Source organism: Calothrix sp. NIES-2098 (assembly GCF_963875125.1).
Classification (GTDB): domain Bacteria; phylum Cyanobacteriota; class Cyanobacteriia; order Cyanobacteriales; family Nostocaceae; genus Aulosira.
Window position 1 is genome coordinate 3,472,743 of record NZ_CAWNKJ010000001.1, and the last position, 15,907, is coordinate 3,488,649.

Sequence of the window (15,907 nt, forward strand, 5' to 3'; positions counted from 1 at the left end):
CGATCGCCTGAAAATTGTCACAATTAATGACGACATCCGTTATTTTGAGACAATCAATCCTATGGCCTTTGGTATTGGCGATTTATTCTGGATTTTTCTTCTCCTTTCTTCTCTGCAACCAATCTGGCAAAAGCGTCAAATAGAATATCGACGCGTGCGCGCTTTACAAGAATTTGAACGCGGACGTAACAGCCGGGTGATTTTGCTAATTCACCGTCAAGAGTCTATCAGCTTATTAGGCATACCTTTATCGCGCTACATTACTATCGAAGACTCAGAACAAATATTGCGGGCAATTCGCCTCACTCCAGCAGATATCCCGATTGATTTAATCTTGCACACTCCTGGTGGTTTAGTCTTAGCTACCGAACAAATCGCTAGAGCATTAATTCGCCATCCAGCAAAAGTTACCGTTTTTGTACCCCACTACGCTATGAGTGGCGGGACGATGCTAGCGCTGGCTGCTGATGAAATCGTCATGGATGCTAACGCTGTCTTAGGGCCAGTCGATCCCCAATTAGGTAACTTCCCCGCAGCTAGTATTCTGAAAGTAGTTAAAGATAAACCTATCGGCGAAGTTGATGACCAGACTTTAATCATGGCAGACCTCGCAGGTAAAGCCATTCAACAGGTACAGCGCTTTGTACGGACTTTGCTCAAAGACAGTATTCCCAAACAGAAAGTCAGCCCAGAAAATATTGAACCAATTATTGAAGCCTTAACAACTGGACGCGTTACTCACGACTATCCAATTACTGTAGAGGAAGCAACAGAAATGGGGCTGCCCGTAACAGTCGGACTGCCCCACTCGATTTACGATCTCATGGATCTTTACCCTCAACCACAGGGAGGAAGACCCACAGTTCAGTATATTCCCATGCCTTATGACGATCGGCGTCCAATTTTACCTTCGCCTAAAGGCAGGCCTTTAGAAGAACCCACTCAAACACGTTGATACTCCAAGGTCAGCCTTACTATTGGTAATCCTTAGGGTGTAGATGTAGGTGTTGGGGTAGGTGTAGCTGTTGGTGTCGCCGTCGATGTAGGCGTTGGTGTCGGTGTAGCTGTTGGTGTCGCCGTCGGTTTAGCTGTTGGTCTAACTGATGGCTTAGGTGTTGGCTTAGTGGTTGGTTTAGTTGTCGGCTTAGGTGTTGGTGTAGATGTTGGTGTCGCAGTCGGCGTAGGTGTTGGCTCAGTTGTCGGCTTGCCTGTAGCAGACTTAGCCTCTTCATTCAGCTTTTGGCGAAATGCTAAATCAGCAATGCCAGTTTCTTGTAACTGAAATTTTTTCTGAGCTTCCTTTACCAACGCCTCTGTTTGCGGGCCATAAAATTGATCGCGGGGTAGGGGATTTTTGGGCTTCAGTACTGCATTCAAATTTGCCTGCAAAATTTGAACTATCTGTGCAGCCCAATCTTGAGTTTTTGGGCCGGGTATCCCATCTACAGTTAACTTATAACCCTTTTGAAATTCACGAATTGCTTGTTTTGTTTCGTTATCCGTCAACGGTGAATTGTTGACAGTCACTTTATAACCCAAGCCATGTAATACAGCACGGAACTGCTGTGGCGAGTAGTTACGCTGGCGAGCAGCAAAAGAAGTATTTGAAGCTACGAGACTTGCTGTTACTAGGCAAGCAGTAGCAATGGTAACGCTTGATTTTCCAAAGCCACACCACATAAAATTAAACTCCTTTGGGTTAAATCAGCAGAATATAAAGGCTTACAGGAGCATTTTAAGTTTCTTTAACATCGATTTTCTCAATGATTAATGATTTTTGATTAAAAATACTTTGATTGGTTAATTTAATTAATATTTTATTAATTCTTTTACATCCTTCTAAAGAAAGATTTTTAACAAATGTCGGTTAAATTTAGAAAGCTCTTGAGCTATATAATTTAAAGAATTAAATACAATATTGTATAATTTAACACTAAAAAAATGGCTAATCTTAAACCTCTAAAGCGATCGCAACTTTACTTTGAAAGATTGATGGCATTAACAGCCACAGTAAATTTGTGCTTAGTTTTGTTTAATTTAAGTTACGTACCTTGGCGAGATTTTTACTGGCGGCGATTTCCGCAAATTACGCAAATTTATGACCCTATCAAAGGAATTGAAGCCCATCGAGAAACAAATAATTATCTCAAAACAGTAGACGCCCTAGAAGAACAGGTAAGCCAGACAGGGTTACAGTCACCTCAGGTAAAAGCAAAGTTAGAGGAAATCAGCCGACTCAGCACAGAGATGATTGATAGTAATCCCTTTGCAGCCGTGGGTAAGAGTGGGACTTTAGAAAAAATCAAAAACAGGATGCGCGATCGCACCCGTCAAGAATCTGCCAAACAAGCTTTTAGAATGTTTTGGACTCCAGCATATTTATCTCAAAAAGGCTGGAATCAAGAAATTAGCTTTTTTAGGCAGAAAATCCAACCCTTAATTTCTACAAACTATTACCGTCGCATCGGCGAAGACGGCGAACTTCTTGATGATTTTTGGCTAATTGACCTACCTTTCGTCTGTTTATTCGCTTTCGAGTTGCTGGTACGTAGTTTTTATATCAGACGCAGCCATCCCGGTTTTAGCTGGCTAGATGCAGTATTGTGGCGTTGGTACGATCTATTATTATTGTTGCCGTTTTGGCGATGGTTGCGAGTTATCCCCGTTGTTATTCGGCTCGATCGAGCGCGGTTAGTTAATTTACGTCCAGTATGGCGGCAAATTAATCAAGGCATTGTCGCCAACTTTGCCGAAGAAATCACCGAAATTGTCGTGGTGAGAGTAATTAACCAAATTCAGGGATCGATTCAGCAAGGTGAGTTTACGCGCTGGTTAATGCAGCAAGAGAATGTACGTCAATATATAGATATTAATAATGTCAATGAAATAGAAGCGATCGCAAGCCTTTTAGTACAAACCGTCGTCTACCAAGTACTGCCGCAAATCCAACCGGAACTGACCGCCATTTTACGCCACAATATAGACACTGTTTTCCAGCAAGTGCCGATGTATCGCAACTTGCAAATGCTTCCAGGCGTGGGACAGACACAAACTCAGATTAGCGAGCAACTGGCAACCCAAATTACAGCTAACCTTTACAATGCTCTTGTCAGTGCAGTCCAAGATCCCGTAGCGGCAAAACTCACCAGCAAACTAGTAGAACGCTTCACCCAAGCCTTAGGCACAGAAATACAGAAAAAACAAGTACTTTCCGAAATTCAGAGTTTGCTTTTTGACTTTTTAGAAGAAGTCAAACTTAACTACGTTCAGCGTCTATCTCAAGAAGACATAGATCAAATTGTCGAGCAAACTAGGCAGTTACGCACAAAAGTTCCATTTCAGTCAATGGTCGGCGGTAGTGCGTTGACAACCAGAGACAAGTAAGGGAGATCAGGAGAATAATTCATAATCAATGCCCAATGCCCATTGACTGTTGACAAATGACTATATAATAATTTCTTCCTACTCCCTCCAAAAGAAATGCGCTAAACTCAGAGTAGGTCGAACCTGATTTGGTTCGTCACAAGACTTCTTGGAAGATATCCCTATCGCAGGAAGTGGGTCGATGCCCACTTTTTTTATTGGATTTTTGCATGACTCATCCCTTAGTCCCACAAATTATTGAATTGGCGACACCAGTAGCAGAAGAACTGGGGTTGGAAGTCGTTGGCGTGGTTTTTCATACTAACCAACGTCCGCCAGTTTTGCGGGTAGATATTCGTAATCCCCAGCAAGATACTGGATTAGATGATTGTGAGCGAATGAGCCGTGCTTTAGAAGCCTCTTTAGATGCGGTGGAGATCGTTCCAGATGCCTATGTCTTGGAAGTGTCTAGTCCTGGTATTTCGCGGCAACTTGTGACAGACAGGGAATTTATTTCCTTCAAAGGATTTCCTGTAATTATCTCCACTTCCCCACCCTACGACGGACAGCAAGAGTGGACAGGTCAGTTGATTCGCCGGGATGAAGAAACAGTTTACTTAAACCAAAAAGGTCGTGTAGTCGAAATCCCCCGCAGCCTAATTACTAGGGTGCAGTTGGATGAGCGCCGTTAATCGATTTTAGATTTTAGATTTAGTTTTTGTTGAAACAGCGCATTGAGGCAGTGCGCCCTTGAGGTTCTCCCTCATAAATGACTGCTGTTCTCCGCAAGTGTTCTCGCAGAATACCTGAAGGGATTGGTGAGTTGGCGAGAAGTTGGTAGTAGAGCTAAGGCACTATTACCAGCTAATTATCATCACCAATTCCTGAGTATTGAATCTAAATTTCAAAAATTGTACTGGATGCTTACATAAAATTTAAGGAGATTGCTTATGTCAATGGTTACGTTACCTGGATTAAAAGATTTAATTGAAAGTATAAGTCGCGAGCGCAATTTACCTCGTCTAGCAGTTCAATCAGCAATCAGAGAAGCATTGCTCAAAGGTTACGAACGCTACCGTCGTGCCCAAAATTTAGAACGCAAACAATTTGACGAAGATTACTTTGATAATTTTGAGGTAGAACTCGATATCGAAGGAGAAGGTTTTCGCGTTCTTTCCACCAAAACTATTGTTGAAGAAGTTAGTAACTCAGATCATCAGATATCCTTAGAAGAAGTGCAACAAGTAGCACCTGAAGCTCAGTTGGGAGACTCGGTGGTACTGGATGTAACCCCAGACCAAGGGGAATTTGGTCGGATGGCGGCTATGCAAACCAAGCAGGTACTCGCCCAAAAACTGCGGGATCAACAACGCCAGATGGTGCAAGAAGAATTCCAAGACTTGGAAAGCACTGTTTTACAGGCACGAGTGTTGCGGTTTGAGCGCCAATCGGTAATTTTGGCTGTTAGCAGTGGTTTTGGTCAGCCAGAAGTAGAAGCGGAATTACCAAAGCGGGAACAACTGCCCAACGATAATTATCGAGCAAATGCCACTTTTAAGGTCTATCTCAAAAAAGTTTCTCAAGGGCAGCAAAGAGGGCCACAGTTATTAGTTTCAAGAGCTGATGCTGGTTTGGTAGTTTATTTATTTGCTAACGAAGTCCCAGAAATAGAAGATGAAGTGGTGCGGATTGTCGCCGTAGCACGAGAAGCTAATCCTCCTTCCCGTTACGTAGGCCCTAGAACTAAAATTGCTGTTGATACCCTAGATCGCGATGTAGACCCAGTTGGCGCTTGTATTGGTGCGCGGGGATCGCGGATTCAAGTAGTAGTCAACGAATTACGCGGTGAAAAAATCGATGTCATCCGTTGGTCTCCAGACCCAGCAACTTACATTGCTAATGCCTTGAGTCCAGCACGGGTAGACGAAGTACGCCTCATGGACCCAGAAACTCGACAAACACACGTACTAGTAGCGGAAGATCAACTAAGCTTGGCAATTGGGAAAGAAGGACAAAATGTTCGTTTAGCAGCTCGTCTGACAGGTTGGAAGATTGATATCAAAGATAAAGCTAAATACGACCACGCAGCAGAAGATGCCAAATTTGCTGCTGCTCGTGCAAAATATCAAGCAGAACAAGAAGAAGATGACGAAGATGAAGAAGATTTAGATCTATTGGATTTAGAAGATGAAGAAAATGAGAAAGAATTAGAATTAGAGGATGACTCTTTTGACAATAATGATGACGAGTAGTTTGTTGACCTCATGCAGTTTTGGTAATATTTTTTACAGGAAACTTATTAATAATTACCTTGCATTTAGCGACTTGGTACAAGTAAAGATAGATGGGCAGCCACTATTTTGGAGCCAAACTGCTGAGGTGAGGTAGCACAAAAGCAATGAAACCGAATTATCGGCGATGTATTAGTTGCCGCCAAGTAGCACTAAAAGAAGAGTTTTGGCGGATTGTCCGCGTCTTTGGGTCGGGAACGGTACAATTAGATGAGGGCATGGGGCGTTCTGCCTATATTTGCCCGCAAACGAGTTGCCTGCAAGCGGCTCAGAAAAAAAATCGACTAGGGCGATCGCTACATGCGACAGTGCCAGAAACACTGTATCAGACATTGTGGCAGCGGCTAGCCAAAAGCAATAACCAAAATCAAATTTTAGTTTAAGAAATTTGTGGCGGTAATCCCTAGAGAAAATGTGCCAATAGCCGAACTAGTACTAGTAACACATCTTCTCTTGATTGCTGGGGTTAATGCCAAAATAGTAAAGGGGTGTAGTTGACAAACTGCTCTCATAAAATCAAAAGAGGCAGAGCAATACCCCCACAAGTTTTACTAGATTGTGTTGTGGAAGGCTCAGAATCAGCAAAACAAAAAACTACAGAATGGCAACCTGGTAACGCTCAGGCGCGGTTTGGTATCCACCATCATTACTGGTGGGGATGCCAAAATTAACCCGAGACATCTCTCTTTCCTGATTGGAGGCACCGACAAAATCTAAACGGCAACCAAAAAACAGTAGTCGAAGGATGGAGATGTCACAAACCAGGCAACCATCCGCTAAAACTGTAAATTAAAGGGGAAGAGTGGATGAACAACGGCAAAGTTAGAATCTATGAATTATCAAAGGAATTGAATTTGGATAACAAAGAGCTATTAGCAATATGCGACCAGCTCAACATCGCGGTCAAAAGCCATAGCAGTACAATTTCAGATTCGGAGGCAGAACGCATCCGTTTAGCTGCGGAAAAACACGCAGCTACCAATGGAACCCATAAAAAAGAAATCATAACCAGTCATCAATCAAACACGCCACAAGCTGGCTCAAGAAACCGACCTGCCCTACCTCACAAACAGCAAATTTTGGAAATTCGTAAACCCAAAATATTGAGAAATACTACCCCAAACGCCTCAGAGGCGTCAGTTGCTACTAATACCCAAACTGCTTCGTCTGAAGTTAATCCTCTCTCACCTCCAAAGCCCTTCGCTACACCAGTCTCACCCATGCAGCCGACGGCACCAACTCGACCAGTACCCCGGAATCTATCTGAGACCCCACAGCAACCAGCTGTTACAGACGCGGCTCCAACGCCTAATCCACAGCCAAAAGAAAAAGTAGTTGCGGAAAAACCGGAAAAAACAGTTCCATCCAGACCGAGACCCGAAAAACCGCAAAAACCTCAACTAGCTGCTCCACCTGCAAGACCGGTAGCCGAAGCACCGTCAGCATCTGAGCAGATCGGTCAGGCAGATAAGCCGATCCTTAAGCGCGAACGCCAACGGCGTGCAGAAGACGAACGCGAACAAGTTAAGCCCAGATCTGGCAAGCCAACCACAGACCAATCTGCACCACAGTCTTTACCGCAAAAACAGGCTCGTCCTACTCCAGGTCCGGTCAAACCAGAACACAGGGCAAATCGACCTCCTTCTGCACCAGGTTCATCAGGAGACAGCCAACGGCCAAGCAGACCAGTACGTCCAAGTGAAGCTGTAGCGGCTATGCCGATTGCTACGCCACCAAGACCGATGCAAGGCGGACAGGGGAAAGTAGCGACAGTTGTCGATGAGGTAGTACCTAGCGACATTCTCGACTTAAAACGCCCCACGCCACCACGTCCAGCTAAAGGTGGTAAAAAGTGGCAAGAAGAAGAAATTATTGATGAAATCAAAGAAAAACCCGGCAAGGCAGGGGTTAAAGGCAAGCGGATCAAGCCAGTCCTTGATGATGATTTTGAAGAAGAAGATTTACTGGATGAAGAAGGTTTGGAAATACCAGCCACCGTCCAGGTCAGTCTTTCCATTGCCCGACCTCCCAAACCCAAGGCAGCTCGACCTGCACAGCAACCAACTGTAGCTATTGCTAGCCCAACAGCTAAAGGGAAAAAATCAGCTTCCAACCGCGACCAAAATCGTCGCCAAGAAGTAGAAGTCAAGCGGGATCGCCCAGAAAAAGTGGTAGTGACAGGCCCCCTAACAGTGCAAGAATTGGCTGACCTTTTGGTTGTGGCTGATACAGAGATTGTGAAAATCCTGTTCATGAAAGGCATGGCAGTGAGTATCACGCAAAACCTGGATATTCCCACAATTACTTTGGTAGCAAAAGAGCTAGAAGTAGAAGTGGAAACTGCCGAACCAGAAGCAGAAGCCCGTAAAGTCACAGAAATGCTGGATGTGGCAGACATGGAAAATCTCCATCGTCGTCCGCCAGTAGTGACAATTATGGGTCACGTAGACCACGGTAAAACAACTCTGCTGGATTCGATTCGCAAAACCAAAGTGGCAGCAGGCGAAGCTGGTGGTATTACGCAGCACATTGGTGCATACCATGTCGATATCGAACATGAAGGACAGCCACATCAAATAGTATTCCTTGATACCCCCGGTCACGAAGCCTTCACAGCGATGCGGGCACGGGGAGCAAGAGTCACAGACATTGCCGTTTTGGTAGTAGCTGCTGATGATGGTGTTCGTCCGCAAACCATCGAAGCGATTAGCCACGCTCAGGCGGCTGGCGTACCAATTGTCGTTGCCATTAACAAGATTGACAAAGAAGGGGCACAACCAGAGCGTGTCAAGCAAGAACTTACCAACTATGGTCTAACCGCTGAAGACTGGGGTGGTGAAACAATTATGGTTCCCGTGAGTGCGATCAAGGGTGAAAACCTGGATACACTCCTAGAAATGATTCTCCTAGTAGCAGAAGTAGCAGAACTATCTGCTAACCCAGACCGTGTTGCTAAAGGAACTGTGATTGAAGCTCATTTGGATAAGGCTAAGGGAGCAGTTGCTACCTTGCTAATTCAAAATGGCACCCTGCATGTTGGAGATATGCTGGTAGCAGGCTCGGCATTTGGTAAAGTCCGGGCAATGGTGGATGATAGAGGCAGAAGGGTAGACGTTGCTAGTCCCTCCTTTGCGGTGGAAGTATTGGGGTTAAGCGATGTACCAGCCGCAGGCGATGAGTTCGAGGTCTTCGAGAATGAAAAAGAAGCACGCTCTCTAGCTAGCGATCGCGCTGATAAACAACGTCAATCCCGCCTCTTACAAGGACGTGTTACCCTCACAACCCTGTCGGCTCAAGCACAAGAAGGCGAGTTGAAAGAACTCAACTTGATCCTCAAAGCAGACGTCCAAGGTTCAGTAGAAGCGATTGTGGGATCGCTAAGACAAATCCCGCAAAACGAAGTCCAAATTCGGATGTTGTTAGCTACTGCTGGAGAAATCACCGAGACGGATATCGACTTAGCCGCAGCTAGTAACGCCGTAATTATTGGCTTCAACACCACCTACGCCAGTGGAGCCAGACAAGCAGCTGATGAAGCAGGTGTAGATGTGCGGGAATACAACATCATCTACAAACTCCTCGAAGATATTCAAGGAGCCTTGGAAGGTCTACTAGAACCAGAATTGGTAGAAGAACCCTTGGGACAAACCGAAGTTCGTGCCGTGTTCCCAGTCGGTCGGGGTGCGGTTGCTGGTTGTTATGTACAATCTGGCAAACTAGTCCGCAACTGCAAACTGCGGGTACGTCGTGGCGGTAAGGTGATCTACGAAGGCGTTCTCGATTCCCTCAAACGGATGAAGGAAGATGCCCGCGAAGTCAATGCCGGTTATGAATGCGGTATTGGCATTGATAAATTCCATGATTGGGCTGAAGGTGACATCATCGAAGCTTACCAAATGGTAACTAAGCGTCGCACCTTGACACTGACAAAGTAGTGCTGAGTCTACTAGTGCTGAGGAGCCAGTCGCGTGGTGTTAGCGTAGCGGTAGCGACGCAGGAGCGTCGGCAGTCCGATCTTGGGGTTTCCCCCAGGAGAAACTGCCGAAAGGGTCTCCCGACTTGAGCAAACTGTCCGTTGGGGTTCCCCCCGTTGTTCGCTGAAAGCGTTCCCGCAGGGTAGCAAGTGGCGTCGAACTGGCGTTTCTAAGTAAAAGATTCTGAGTCTTGAGTTAATCCTCAGAACTCGTAACTTGAAACTTACAACTCAGCACTCATAACTCAGGAGGGATAAATGTAGCTATGTCCTCATTTCGCTCTGAACCTATATTGTGGATTCACGTCGCTGGTTTGGCGACGCTACCGATTTTTTTGTTTTTGTGTTTATTGTTCCTGTCCGTAGGTGAGCCACTCTTACCTGTATGGATGGAGCTATTTTTGGTTGCTGCTATTGGTGTATTGCCACTTCTGTGGATGCAATTGAGTCGGCCTTTCTATATATTTGCTATTTTGGGAGTGGCACTCAAGCCAGAAAATCTGACTGAGCAGCAACGAAAAATTCTTTGTTTAATTAATACAAATTTAAATCGCGCACTGGCTCTTTTAACAGCAATATTATTAGTAGGGGTGCTGTGGCAGATATACCAAGTTGCTCCACGGGTAGCAAATATTGTCAGTTTTCTACCCCAATGGCGCAGTTTGAGTCTGCTGTTCGCTGCTTTAGCTTTTCTAGCCAGCAATCTATTTTTGCAAATTCCCGTGAGTGTAGCCAGAGTTTTGGTGACTAATGACACAGAATTTGCTGCCATAAAACCATTACCTTTAGAAAAGATTCAGCAGGATTTCACGATCGTAGGTGTGCGGGTTAATCACATATTGCCCCGGTTATTTCGCTCCCTGATGGGAGTGAATAAAGACCCACAGCAGCCCTTAGAGCAAAACCCCGATGAGCATTAATGCGAGTAGGTTAGTATTTGCTGAAGCTGAGAACTGCTAAAACTTTTGAAGTTAAAACTGAGGAATGAGAAACTATGGCTCAAATTCCAACTTCCAGCGATCGCCAATTTACTCATGATAGTGAAATTTGGCACAGCCTCAAATACGCGATCGCAGCTAGTTCCGGTTTCCAACGCTGGCAACTAGAACGTGATATCCAATCACAGGGATTGCGTTTAGAACAGCAAGTACAACGGTATTTGCGCGAAACTTTAGAAACCCTAGCTTACTAAAATTAAAAAATATTCTAAGTTGGCTAGCAAACGATGAAGTTGACGGTAGCAACTTTCCTTCAACTTCCAATTTAGATGTGGAAGAGTTTAAAATTATTTACATTAGCTGAGTAAGTTTTCAGTAGGGATTTCCAATTAAACAATATGTAATCGGCAGGGTGCGTTAAAGAAGTGTAACGCACCCTATTCGCTGTGCATAAATTCTGGATCTGTAATACTTAACAAAAAAAAACTGTTTTTTATTTACGTATTTCATAATTTAGCTGATCGAACGCTAACGATCCGGTATAGTTTTGCATGGGTTTGACAGCTACATAGCTGTTAGCTGCATCCTTGTTAAAAGCTCACGTAATTCAGCACTTCACAGACGTAAAAAATGAAATATCGGGGTTTTCCTATTTTTCCAGCCAAACATCTTCGCTCTGTTTTTGGCAGTAGTCTCAGATCTCATCTACCATTGCGAGCCGGACTCACTACAGTGTTAGTTGTTTCCAGCGGTTTGACATTATTACCTAGTGTAGTAAATGCCGATCCTAGCCATCAGAAAGGTATCGCTCCTACTTTAACCGCCCAAGCTCCTGCAACTGCAACTGTGATTTACGTTAACCCAGCTACTGGAGCAGATACTGCTGGTGCGGGGACAACACAAGCTGCACCTTACAAAACCATTACCTTTGCTCTGAATCAAGCTCAACCAGGTACAGTCATTCAACTAGCTCCGGGAACTTATAACCAGCAAAGTGGAGAAACTTTCCCACTTCTGCTGAAATCAGGAGTAACACTGCGAGGTGATGAATCAACCAAAGGTCAGGGAATATCAATTACAGGTGGCGGCTTTTATACTAGTAAAACATTTGCTAGACAAGACATTACAATTCTCGCTGACAATGGCACGACAATCGCAGGTTTGACTGTCACCAACCCAAACCAACGCGGTACAGCTGTCTGGGTAGAATCCACTAATCCCCTGATTACAAATAACACTTTTACTAAGAGTGTCAGAGAAGGGGTTTTTATCACAGGTACAGGGAATCCTAAAATCGAAAACAACATCTTTGTGCAGAACACAGGCAATGGGGTTTCCGTGGCTAAATCTGCCCAAGGAGAAATTCGCAATAACTTGTTTCAAGAGACTGGTTTTGGCATAGCGATTGGTGGATCTTCCACACCTTTAGTTGTAGAGAACCAAATCTTCCAAAACCAAGACGGTCTTTATATCTCGGAAACTGCTAAACCCATCCTACGTAAGAATGTTATTCAAAACAATAAGCGGGATGGCGTCGTCGCAACAATTGATGCCTTACCAAACTTGGGTACCAATGAAGATCTTGGTGGTAATCTCATCCGCAATAACACTCGTTACGATCTGAACAATGCCACTAAAACTAATAGAATTGTCGCTATTGGTAATGATATCGATCAAAAGCGCATCGCTGGTTTAGTAGATTTTGTTGCCGCCGACGTTGGCGGTGCTACTGCCTTTAACGATGTACCAGCAGGTTACTGGGCAAAACCGTATATCGAAGCCTTAGCTTCCCAACAAATTATTGCTGGTTTTCCCGATGGCACCTTTAAACCGAACGATCCTGTAACGCGTGCTCAATTTGCCACCATTATTACTAAAGCTTTGACACCACCAGCTAAACGCCCAGCTATTGAATTTAAAGATGTCAAAAGCAATTTTTGGGCTTACGCAGCAATTAAATCTGCTTACCAAAGTCAATTTGTTTCTGGCTATCCTGATGGCACCTTTAAACCACAGCAGCAAATTCCTAGAGTGCAAGCTCTAGTTTCTTTAGCCAGTGGTCTAGGTTTAACTACAGACAATCAAAATATCCTTAGTTTTTACACTGATGCTGCCCAAATTCCCAAATATGCACTTAATCAAGTTGCTGCTGCGACTGCACGGCAATTAGTGATCAACTATCCTACGGTGAAGCAACTCAATCCTAATCGTGATGCAACTAGGGCAGAAGTTGCTGCCTTTGTTTACCAAGCACTGGTAAATGCTGGACGTGCCCCAGCAATTCCATCAACCTATGTAGTGAACGTTCCGTAACCCGCAGTATATATTGTGTGGCGGAAATTCTTAACAGATTTCCGCCCACAGAAGTTTTATACTCAAAAGTTGCGATCGCAATTAATTGGCTTTTAGGCTTGAAACTATCAAAACCAACCTAGTATTAGCAACTAAATACAGGAGATACCCGATCGATAGGATTGTTAGGGCAGAATTTGAATTAAATTCACGCAGCATTAATAGTATGAAAAATAGCAGCACCAAGACTGACAAATTTGTTAGCTTGGTGCTGCTAAAATTGTGAGTTTTTTTAAACTCAGGGTCGGAAGATTTTGCTGACCCGTATTTAAACTTGATTTATCTATATTCAGGGTCTTTATATTGGCTGACCCCGTTTGAACAATTTTCAGTTTCCCAGAAATTTTTAAATTTTGAGAATTCCTAATATTTTTTTTATTTTTTCTCTCTTTACATTTAAAATTCTGAAAAAAAGTTAATTAATATAAAAAATGTGAAGAGATATTGCGTTTTTTTATTTCAAGAACGGTTCTGTCGCTGCTGTTCCCAGCGCCAGAGAAAAACCATCAGCGAAACAATTCCTATCTGGAGTAATAAATTAGGTAACGCACTATCAACATCTCGCCCTGCCAACAGTTTAAAGAAAAAGATGAATGCGCCGATTAAGCCAGAAGCACCACAAGCAACATAAATAAATTTTCGCAAGCCACGATAAGGCGCTACAATTTCAGCTTTGAGACGAGCATATTGTTCGGGCTGAAGGCGACTTTTGGGATTTTGTTCTACCATGAGGACAAACTATGCTATAATCTTGGATTGTGTACGCCGATGTGGCTCAGTGGTAGAGCAGCTGATTCGTAATCAGCAGGCCACGGGTTCAAATCCCGTCATCGGCTTTAATTGAGTGTTACATAAAGTTGGTACTTAATTGCCCACTCTTTTTAGGATGCTGACTTGTCAATCAGGCAGAGGGCATCTGGTGTATGCAGTTCACGATAACTTTTGGTGAATCAGGGTTAATAGCTCGTACTATCATGAAATACTGCTGTTTGGCATTTTTGTAAGATAAGGTGAAGCCAGTTCGACTAAATGAAAAACGACATCTCAGACTGGAATCCCCGTAGAATGACGCAGCTAATCGAACAAAACCTGCAAAGAAGGCTTTGTAACTAGAGCATTTAATGCCTCTATATGTATTCCACAAATATGCAAATTGCTGTGTCAGACAAAAAATAGTAGGGCTAACGTATCTCAACTCTAGAGGTTGTATAAAATTAGGCTTCCAGGCATTCTGAGTAAAATTACTTAAGAACTCAAATCCTTGATGGAAACGGGTTTTACAACTAAATTCGTTAGCCCCACTGTAAACTGACGTACTCACTATAAATTTATGCCTTCTATTAACCCTTTTTTACTATGGGAAAAAATCATAAAAAATCAGATCTTTGGCATAGTAGGGAAAATTTTTTAAAATTAATAACTTTAATATCGCCTGAAAAACACAATTCAGTAGAGAAAATAGCATAGATTATAACTATAGTAAAAATAAAATTCAAATTTATGAAAAATGAATCAAACCACCTCTAAATAGCCATTCAAAAATTCTTAAAAGTTGTGACTGATGCTATTAGACAAGAAGAAGGCAATTTGCAGACTTTGATAACCATGAATAAATAAATTAGATGTGTACTGCTTTGCTTTATGCTGCGGAACAAAGTAAGAAATAGCTTGTTTTTGTTATGGAAGCCAATGATTTTGAAAATATAATTTATAGAACATAATTGAGAAACAAATTTTTCATAAGTCAGAATTCAAAAGCCAGAATAATACCAATTCAAAATTGAGAAAGCCAAACATAACAAAGGTTTGGGAGTTCGTATCTATCGCAATCATGTTTCAAATTGGTATAACTTCTGAATTCTATTTCTGCTGCCAGCATTCTTCTTCAGGGGTGTGAATTTTTCACTAATTGATTCTATATTCTGATTCAAGTATGGTTTATTCAAAGTCTGTTTCACAGAAAGCTGTTAACAAGTCTATGCAGTTAGCGATCGCACCCAAATGAGCAATTTCATAACCATGCGTATTTTGCGTAGGAAATGCCAAACAAGCCGCACGACCTACATGACCAAATTTCATCGCAATCGAAGCATCGCTGCCAAACTGACTCAAGATGGTTAACTGTACTGGTATATCCCTCTGTTTCGCACAGTGGCGCAGTTGCCTATTTAGCGTTTCATCATACATTCCATAGGCATCTTGAGAAAGGATTACAGGGCTTTTACCATCCTCAACTGGATATTCGCTAGATAGGGGACAGATTTCCAAAGCAATCAATGCATCCAATACCTGATTTTGGGTGAAATATAGTGCGCCAATTGCTCCCACTTCTTCTTTAGCTGACGCTACCAAATAAACATCAACTGTTGGCTGTTTCACTCGTTGAGCCAAAGCTAAGAGAATTGCTAAAGAAGCTTTGTTATCTAAAGTGTAACTGGCAATATGATCTTTTAACCTGATTGGGCGCTTGCGATGCTTGCCAATCACCATTCTACTTCCGGGTCGAATCCCAGCCGCTTCGAGTTCGTCGGTGGTAAGCTTTGTTTCAATCCAGGCATTTTCCCACTTCACAGCAGTATCTTCCTGTTGGACTTTTTGCGGTGATTCGTGGGAGACGTGACGAGAACCAAAGCTGAGAATACCGCTAATAGTTTCGTAATCTCCTAATAAATCTACAACACCTTCACCGTAAACCCACGGATAAGAGCCACCTAGCTTACGGACTTCAACACGACCTTTATCACCAATAGTTTTGACAATTGCACCAATCTCGTCTTTATGAGCAGTAATCGCAATTGCCCTATCAGAATTTTTACCAGGAAGTTTCGCAATGACATTATCAGCGCGATCGCACCATACTTCCACACCCAGATGAGTAAATTGCTGGAGCAAAAATTTGTTAATTTCAGTTTCTACACCACTAGGAGAATGGTGCATGACTAATTCTTCAATTATTTTAAATAACTGCTCGTAATCCCACATAGAGATAT

At 43.2% G+C, this 15,907-nt stretch carries 13 protein-coding genes and 1 tRNA gene; 11 read left to right on the forward strand and 3 right to left on the reverse strand.

Going from position 1 to position 15,907, the window contains the following annotated elements:
• Nucleotides 1-61: 61 nt before the first annotated feature.
• A complete protein-coding gene (locus tag AACU33_RS14495; protein ID WP_096589364.1) occupies nt 62-955 on the forward strand; it encodes an SDH family Clp fold serine proteinase in 894 nt (297 codons plus the stop codon).
• A 32-nt stretch (nt 956-987) separates the two neighbouring features.
• Here AACU33_RS14495 and AACU33_RS14500 read toward each other — a convergent pair whose 3' ends face one another.
• A complete protein-coding gene (locus AACU33_RS14500) occupies nt 988-1,680 on the reverse strand; it encodes a peptidoglycan-binding domain-containing protein (RefSeq protein WP_096589365.1) in 693 nt (230 codons plus the stop codon).
• Nucleotides 1,681-1,941: 261 nt separating this feature from the next.
• Between AACU33_RS14500 and AACU33_RS14505 the strand changes: the two genes are divergently transcribed.
• The 9 genes from AACU33_RS14505 to AACU33_RS14545 all read left to right on the forward strand — a co-directional run bounded on the left by AACU33_RS14505 (nt 1,942) and on the right by AACU33_RS14545 (nt 12,878).
• A complete protein-coding gene (locus AACU33_RS14505) occupies nt 1,942-3,384 on the forward strand; it encodes a hypothetical protein (protein WP_096589366.1) in 1,443 nt (480 codons plus the stop codon).
• A 209-nt stretch (nt 3,385-3,593) separates the two neighbouring features.
• Nucleotides 3,594-4,055: a ribosome maturation factor RimP gene (rimP, locus tag AACU33_RS14510; RefSeq protein ID WP_096589367.1), complete on the forward strand. Its 462-nt coding sequence runs from the start codon at nt 3,594-3,596 to the stop codon at nt 4,053-4,055.
• Nucleotides 4,056-4,313: 258 nt separating this feature from the next.
• A complete protein-coding gene (gene nusA / locus AACU33_RS14515; RefSeq protein WP_096589368.1) occupies nt 4,314-5,615 on the forward strand; it encodes a transcription termination factor NusA in 1,302 nt (433 codons plus the stop codon).
• A gap of 146 nt (nt 5,616-5,761) precedes the next feature.
• Nucleotides 5,762-6,037 carry a YlxR family protein gene (locus tag AACU33_RS14520; RefSeq protein ID WP_096589369.1) on the forward strand — a complete coding sequence of 92 codons (276 nt, stop codon included), beginning with the start codon at nt 5,762-5,764 and terminating at the stop codon, nt 6,035-6,037.
• A 111-nt stretch (nt 6,038-6,148) separates the two neighbouring features.
• Nucleotides 6,149-6,325, forward strand: coding sequence for a hypothetical protein (locus AACU33_RS14525; RefSeq protein ID WP_339376006.1), 177 nt, complete (start codon nt 6,149-6,151; stop codon nt 6,323-6,325).
• 135 nt (nt 6,326-6,460) lie between these two features.
• Nucleotides 6,461-9,589 (forward strand): translation initiation factor IF-2, encoded by a 3,129-nt coding sequence (infB, locus tag AACU33_RS14530; RefSeq protein WP_096589370.1) that lies wholly within the window; start codon nt 6,461-6,463, stop codon nt 9,587-9,589.
• Between the two features lie 304 nt (nt 9,590-9,893).
• Nucleotides 9,894-10,547: a low-complexity tail membrane protein gene (locus AACU33_RS14535; protein WP_096589371.1), complete on the forward strand. Its 654-nt coding sequence runs from the start codon at nt 9,894-9,896 to the stop codon at nt 10,545-10,547.
• 74 nt (nt 10,548-10,621) lie between these two features.
• On the forward strand, nt 10,622-10,819 hold the full coding sequence (locus AACU33_RS14540) for a hypothetical protein (protein WP_096589372.1): 198 nt from the start codon (nt 10,622-10,624) through the stop codon (nt 10,817-10,819).
• Between the two features lie 376 nt (nt 10,820-11,195).
• Entirely contained in the window at nt 11,196-12,878 is a 1,683-nt protein-coding gene (locus AACU33_RS14545; protein WP_096589373.1) for a DUF1565 domain-containing protein, read from the forward strand.
• Nucleotides 12,879-13,376: 498 nt separating this feature from the next.
• Here AACU33_RS14545 and AACU33_RS14550 read toward each other — a convergent pair whose 3' ends face one another.
• Nucleotides 13,377-13,646 (reverse strand): DUF3493 domain-containing protein, encoded by a 270-nt coding sequence (locus tag AACU33_RS14550; RefSeq protein ID WP_096589374.1) that lies wholly within the window; start codon nt 13,644-13,646, stop codon nt 13,377-13,379.
• 35 nt (nt 13,647-13,681) lie between these two features.
• Between AACU33_RS14550 and AACU33_RS14555 the strand changes: the two genes are divergently transcribed.
• Nucleotides 13,682-13,753 (forward strand) — tRNA-Thr (locus tag AACU33_RS14555).
• A 1,102-nt stretch (nt 13,754-14,855) separates the two neighbouring features.
• Here the strand turns inward: AACU33_RS14555 and AACU33_RS14560 are convergent.
• Nucleotides 14,856-15,899 carry a M42 family metallopeptidase gene (locus AACU33_RS14560; RefSeq protein ID WP_096589375.1) on the reverse strand — a complete coding sequence of 348 codons (1,044 nt, stop codon included), beginning with the start codon at nt 15,897-15,899 and terminating at the stop codon, nt 14,856-14,858.
• Nucleotides 15,900-15,907 lie beyond the last annotated feature (8 nt).

Coding starts and splice junctions, on each gene's coding strand:
- AACU33_RS14495 (WP_096589364.1), top strand. CDS start 62: ATGGCCTTTGGTATTGGCGATTTATTCTGGATTTTTCTTCTCCTTTCT.
- AACU33_RS14500 (WP_096589365.1), bottom strand. CDS start 1,680: ATGTGGTGTGGCTTTGGAAAATCAAGCGTTACCATTGCTACTGCTTGC.
- AACU33_RS14505 (WP_096589366.1), top strand. CDS start 1,942: ATGGCTAATCTTAAACCTCTAAAGCGATCGCAACTTTACTTTGAAAGA.
- rimP (WP_096589367.1), top strand. CDS start 3,594: ATGACTCATCCCTTAGTCCCACAAATTATTGAATTGGCGACACCAGTA.
- nusA (WP_096589368.1), top strand. CDS start 4,314: ATGTCAATGGTTACGTTACCTGGATTAAAAGATTTAATTGAAAGTATA.
- AACU33_RS14520 (WP_096589369.1), top strand. CDS start 5,762: ATGAAACCGAATTATCGGCGATGTATTAGTTGCCGCCAAGTAGCACTA.
- infB (WP_096589370.1), top strand. CDS start 6,461: ATGAACAACGGCAAAGTTAGAATCTATGAATTATCAAAGGAATTGAAT.
- AACU33_RS14535 (WP_096589371.1), top strand. CDS start 9,894: ATGTCCTCATTTCGCTCTGAACCTATATTGTGGATTCACGTCGCTGGT.
- AACU33_RS14540 (WP_096589372.1), top strand. CDS start 10,622: ATGGCTCAAATTCCAACTTCCAGCGATCGCCAATTTACTCATGATAGT.
- AACU33_RS14545 (WP_096589373.1), top strand. CDS start 11,196: ATGAAATATCGGGGTTTTCCTATTTTTCCAGCCAAACATCTTCGCTCT.
- AACU33_RS14550 (WP_096589374.1), bottom strand. CDS start 13,646: ATGGTAGAACAAAATCCCAAAAGTCGCCTTCAGCCCGAACAATATGCT.
- AACU33_RS14560 (WP_096589375.1), bottom strand. CDS start 15,899: ATGTGGGATTACGAGCAGTTATTTAAAATAATTGAAGAATTAGTCATG.